A 5,677-nucleotide genomic window follows, 5' to 3' on the forward strand; every position below is an offset into this window, starting at 1 on the left:
GTGATGTTCCGCGCCTTCGTGATAGATAAGGTTACCCCGCTTTTCCAAGCGTTCCATATATGGGTCTTTCTTCCAAATCAACAGTTTGCACAGCTTGCACCGAGCGCATAAAATATCTTTTCGTATTTCTGCGGCAACGTTCATGTCATCGCCCCCAACTGCCAAGATATTGTGATGTAATTTGTTTTCTGCCATGCCCCAGCTCTTCAGTCAAGCACATTCTTGCTTTATGGTCTATTTCGCGCTCAGACGCCGTTAAACGGCGTTGTCCAGCTATCACTGGTGGTTCCATACCCGAAAGCCGTCTGTAACGCTCCTGAGCATATCTATGGCGCAATCCGTGCGTATTTCCCAGACCAATACTAGACGTTTGCGCTTCAAAACATTTCAACTGTTCTTTATACGCTAAATTTGGTGCAATCAGTGATTGCCAATCGTTCGCTTGGCAAAAACTTGCCACTTCTGCCAGTAGTTGACGCTGGCTATCAGTGGCAATCGGCACTTCCCGATAACGACCGCCTTTCGTCCAAGACGCTTTCAGGCGAATTTTTTCGGCGTTTTGGATATTGTAACCGCCAAGTGCATAACTGATTTGGAATTTTAAGGCTTCGGAACGTCTCAAGCCAAAAGCCGCTTGCAGGCGCAAGGATAGCTGTGTATTTTTATCAAGCTGTGAAATGTCAAAATCAGACAGCGTAACGCCTTTGTCTTCGTTTTTGATGTATTGGCGTTTTTCTATACCAAGCACATCATTTGACTTCACCAAGCCTTCATCGCCAACTTTTTCAGCCAGCCAGCGCAAAGCAGATAGGCGATTTTTGATGGCACCTGTACTAATACCATCTGATCGCCAGCGGTTCAATAGCGCATCAATATGCCTGCCCTTTAGGTCGGAAATGTTGATTTTATTGACTTTAAAGCCTGCATCCGCCAGCTGTTTGGTACACATTGCAAGAATGCGCCGACGGTTAGATTGCGTTGCTTGACTGCCGTCACGGTTACGCTTACAGATTTGCAGAATTTGGTATTCTAGTTTATTCATGCTCAAACCCCGATATAGTGCAATATCCGATAGAATTTCTTGCATGTTGGATAATATATTCTCGTTTATATCTCTCAAAAACTTTTCTTTGTTCTTGATCTAACCAAAATGGTGCAAGCTCACCTGTGTGCAAACCATCAAAAAATTCGATTTTGTCATTATTAACAAGCTCACAAACAACCTTTTCTGCCCTACGCACTTCTTCTGAACTTTTGCCGATAAATATTTTTATATCTGACAATCGCTCATTTGGACTGAATAGCTTTGCCATAATTGGCTGTAGCGTGATTTCTTGAATTTTCCAGTCTTGGAAGTAGGCATCGACGAAATGACTATAAACCACTGCATTACCAAATCCCCATTCCACCAATAAATTTTTGACGTTATCACTGCATTCTATTGTTGAGGTGATAACATCTGAGCTGTCGTAAACAAAAATCACAGCGTGCCCTTGAATATCAAAAGCTTTTTCTGCGATTTTTTCATAGATGGGATTAATTGGGACTGGTTTGGGTTGTCTGTTGAACAGCTTGTTGAATAGTTTGATAAAAAAATTCATATTTGTCTCTTTGAATGTAAATTCGTAAATTGGATTATATACCTAAAAATCTGAAAAAACCTATGTAATAAATACACAACTTTTTGTGAAAAATGCTTTTTTATTTTTATATATTTTATTATTTTTAGACACTCGCAAAGCCTTGTGTGGTAAGGGTTGTGGCGTTTATATAACTACATTTACCTACCAATATAACTACGTTTACCTACCAATATAACTACATTTACCTACCAATATAACTACGTTTACCTACCAAATAAATACTTGTTTTTATTTGTATAAAATAATACAATTATTTATATGTATTTATAAGGTATGAAAACATGAAAAATGACCTTGTTGTAAAACACAATGTCTTAATTAATGCTAGCTATCGTTTGGGTTTGGTAGAACAACGGTTGCTACTGTTATCAATCGTTGCAATCAGACGCTACGCCCTTGAAGTAAGTGAAAGCACTAAAATCACGGTTACAGCAAGCGATTACATGGAGCGTTTTGGTGTGGCTCGTCAAGTGGCTTACCAAGCCTTAAAGGACGGAGTGCAGGGTATTTTTGGGCGTGAATTTGGCTATAAAGAGCTGACAGATAAAGGTGAAAGAGTGGTGCGCAGCCACTGGGTTTCTAAAATTGCTTACATAGACAATGCAGCAAGTGTAGAGCTGTATTTTACTCCTGATGTCATCTCACGAGTAAGGGAGTTGGAAAGCCATTTTACAAGCTATGAGTTAGAGCAGGTGGCAGGGCTAAACAGTAAATATGCTGTGCGTTTGTACGAGATTGTAATCGCTTGGCGAAGCAAAGGACAAACCAATCAAATCAGCATGCAAGAGCTTAGGGATAGATTAGGATTGCTTGACGATGAGTATACTGCAATCCATAATTTTAAAGCTCGAGTGCTGCAGTCATCGATAGATGAAATCAATGAAAAAACCGACATCAATCTAACCTACGAACAGCATAAGCAAGGGCGTAAAATCGTTGGTTTTACATTCACCATCAAACAAAAATCCAAGCCAAAACAGCGTAAAAAAGACGAACAAAGAGACGACAACACCCTTGATATGCTTGCCCCTATCAAAATGACAGACAAGCAACGCTTGATGTTCGCATCCAAGCTGGCAAATATGTCTGAATTAGGCTCGAGAGCGCCAGTAGGTGCAACCATGCAGGAATTTGCTGACAAAATCGCTAATGACTTGCTAGACAGCGACAAAGCGGAATTTTACCGCCCTTACTTAGAAAAAGCGGGGTGTAAGTTTTAGTGATTTTTTGATGGTTTTTGGTTAGAATAATCAAAAGAAAAACCCACCGTAAAGGTGGGTCTTTCGCTTAATACTAGGGGGTAGGCGTTTAGCCCTCAATAGACCCTAGCGAACAAGACCATTTTAAGGCTTAATCTTGATGAAATCAAGCGTAAATTACGAAAACATACAAAAATCACAGTCGGAAGCTCGATTGGCGACCTACGAAAGTCATAGCAAAGACCAAAACGCCGCTTTGGAGCTGTACCGTTTCAATTTGCAAATTTCAGGGGCGTTTTTGCCATGTTTGGCAATTTGTGAAGTTGCCATCAGAAACACCGTTTCTAATGCCTTGAGAGCTGTTTACGGCGAAAACTGGGCGTATAATGAACGCTTTTTGCGCACATTGCCAAAGCCACGTCGTCAAGACGTGCTAAAAGCACACCAAAGCACTGCTGACATAGATAAAATCATTCCAGAATTGCCGTTTGTGTTTTGGCAAAGCCTGTTTACATCTCGTTTTGATGATGGGATTTGGCGCAAGCATCTAAAAACGTGTTTTTGCCATACAGAAATAAGTGATTTGGCGCAATTTAGAAGCGATTTGCACCGCGACTTAGAAATGGTTCGCAAACTGCGCAATCGAATAGCGCACCACGAGCCGATTTTTAACCGTGATTTGAAAGCAGACTACGAGCGAATTTTGAAAATTGTTGGTTATTGCTCCAAAGATACAAAAATTTGGCTTGAATACTGGCAACAAGTGACAGATATTTTAGCGACAAAATGAAATTACTTTGTAAGTTCAAAGTATGTACAAGATAAGGTGAGTTTTTACGTTTGGTTGGTAAGTGTTGGTGCGCTATTTGTCATCAAAATGACAAATTTTTTAGAGCGCAAGGCGTAAAAATTCTTTTTCCAACAGTGTTCGGCATGGCGAAAGCAAGACATCAGAATGTTTACTGCGGGCGTCTGTTGTTTTGATATGTGGCGATATTTCAGCTGAGGCCAACCAGCGAAAAAACAAAAATGAACAAAAAATAAGCACCTTCCATCTTACCTGTTTTCAAGGGATTGTCAATGCCTTAGGCTTGCATCACGCGGGCTAAATTTGCAAAAATCGCTAATTTAGCCAGTTCTTGCAAGGATTAGCGACCGTCGTCACTACCAAAGCTAGTGACGACGGGCTTAACCCAATCAAAACAAACGCCAAATTTCGGCCGCAAAAAACCGCCTTTGCCTTTTGGTTGGCAGGCGGTTTTTGCGACCAATTTGGCTATCGCACGTTAGCCAAAATCGCCTAAGCGAACTTCATCTTCTATTTGCTTCATCGGCGTATCCTTGTAGTGTTCCGGCATTTTTGTAATTGCAACTTCGCCCCTGTAGAAAACTAAGGCTTCGCCTTCTTTCATACGAAACAGATTTTCTTGCGAAACGAGCTGCTCTTTTTCTGTTCGGTAGCTAACAGTGCGCTCAACGCCGCCGCCCTCACCTTTCGGTCTGTCGCTAAAAGATTTGTATGTAACTTCAACCAAGCCAGACTTTTTGGCGAAAAAGTCAGCTGTTTGTTGGTCGTTTGTGCGATAGCACACTTGAAAGTCGCAAGCCGCCATCAGCTTGTCTGCTTCGTAAATGCCGTATTTTTCATAAATGCCAGCAATGCTTTGGATGTACAAAAAACTTGGCAATTTGTAGCTACGCATGGTGTTAAACTTGTCGGCAAGTTGGTTAATTTTTCCACCGTTGAGCAGCTCATCAAACAGTAGCAAAACTTCTTTTCTGTGCTTGTAGTTTGACATCAAAAAGGTGATGATTGCTTGCACGGTTGCACTGTAGAGCTTTTCGTTAGAGTTTTGATATTCTTGCTCAAACTGCAGAAAAACCGCTACTTTGTTTTGCTTGAGCAGTTCACGCAAGCGTAGCGGCTTGCTCGGTTCTTGACTTTGGGCAATTACATCGTTGTTTAAAAATTCTAGAGCGGACACAATAGCATTGATACCGCTTGCCGCAAACCTTTCATTGCTGCTAATCGTCGCTGCTTGGTTTGCGAACTTCACAACTTTGGGATTTTCGCTTCTTTTTAAGTAATTAAGCAACTTTTCAGCATTTGCAAATGCTGCAAGCTTTCGGTAAGCAGCGGAAAGGCTAGCGTCAGCCCCTAAATCTAAAATAATCGCCTTGAAAATCAGACGGCCAAAATCAGCAAAGGCGGCATCTTCAGCATGTGACGGTATCAAGATGTAAAGAATTTCGTCAAGTTCACTGTCCAAATCCAAGCAAATATCGTCCAGTAAATTGTATTTGTGGGCATACGCATCATTTGGATTGATGACTATTGGCTTGTAGCCAAAATGCTCAAAGAAACCATTTTTAGCCAGCACACCGAAAATCTGCGGCTTGATGTCAGTAACTACAAAACTTTTGCCGCTTTTGCCCCATTCCCAAAGTTGCGCCAAGATATAGTTCGTTTTACCTGTGCCTGACGAACCTACAATCAACCCCCTTGTTTGATTACCAACGGTTACTACGTCAGGCTCGCCAAATATTCTTTTGTGATAGAAAGCCAGCGGCTCACCAGCACTTTTATTCAGCATTTGGCGTAAGCGTCTGCTGTCGTAAGCACTTCTAGAGCGTCGACCGCTGCTATTTGCACCATTGCTTTGGTTTGCCGCCACAACAATCAAGGGCAGAGCAGCTAAGGCTATCGCAAGAAAAATTCCCAAAAATAAACTACTCATCGCCAGCTCCTCTTTGCTTGTCTAAAAAATTTTCGCATTTCACGAGTAACTCAGGATGGATAATACCTTCCTTGAGCCAGCTACAATACGCAAAGAA

The 5,677-nt window shown here is 41.5% G+C and carries 5 protein-coding genes; 2 read left to right on the top strand and 3 right to left on the bottom strand.

Features of this window, described 5'->3' with window-relative positions; all coding sequences use genetic code 11:
- Positions 1 to 145: 145 nt before the first annotated feature.
- Together B0181_RS10165 and B0181_RS10170 are read right to left on the bottom strand one after the other, a co-directional pair.
- Entirely contained in the window at positions 146 to 1,042 is an 897-nt protein-coding gene (locus B0181_RS10165) for a phage integrase N-terminal domain-containing protein (protein WP_078277386.1), read from the bottom strand.
- A complete protein-coding gene (locus B0181_RS10170) occupies positions 1,035 to 1,601 on the bottom strand; it encodes a hypothetical protein (protein ID WP_078277387.1) in 567 nt (188 codons plus the stop codon). The genes B0181_RS10165 and B0181_RS10170 overlap by 8 nt, the downstream gene beginning before the upstream one ends.
- A 323-nt stretch (positions 1,602 to 1,924) precedes the next feature.
- On the opposite strand from B0181_RS10170, the gene repM reads away from it, so the two are divergent.
- Both repM and B0181_RS10180 read left to right on the top strand, forming a co-directional pair.
- Positions 1,925 to 2,863: a replication initiation protein RepM gene (gene repM / locus B0181_RS10175; protein ID WP_078277388.1), complete on the top strand. Its 939-nt coding sequence runs from the start codon at positions 1,925 to 1,927 to the stop codon at positions 2,861 to 2,863.
- 139 nt (positions 2,864 to 3,002) lie between these two features.
- Entirely contained in the window at positions 3,003 to 3,632 is a 630-nt protein-coding gene (locus B0181_RS10180; RefSeq protein WP_078277389.1) for an Abi family protein, read from the top strand.
- Between the two features lie 496 nt (positions 3,633 to 4,128).
- Here the strand turns inward: B0181_RS10180 and B0181_RS10185 are convergent, their stop codons facing one another.
- Positions 4,129 to 5,580 (bottom strand): type IV secretory system conjugative DNA transfer family protein, encoded by a 1,452-nt coding sequence (locus tag B0181_RS10185; protein WP_078277390.1) that lies wholly within the window; start codon positions 5,578 to 5,580, stop codon positions 4,129 to 4,131.
- Positions 5,581 to 5,677: the final 97 nt, after the last annotated feature.

The sequence above is a fragment of the Moraxella caviae genome, from assembly GCF_002014985.1.
Lineage (GTDB): Bacteria > Pseudomonadota > Gammaproteobacteria > Pseudomonadales > Moraxellaceae > Moraxella > Moraxella caviae.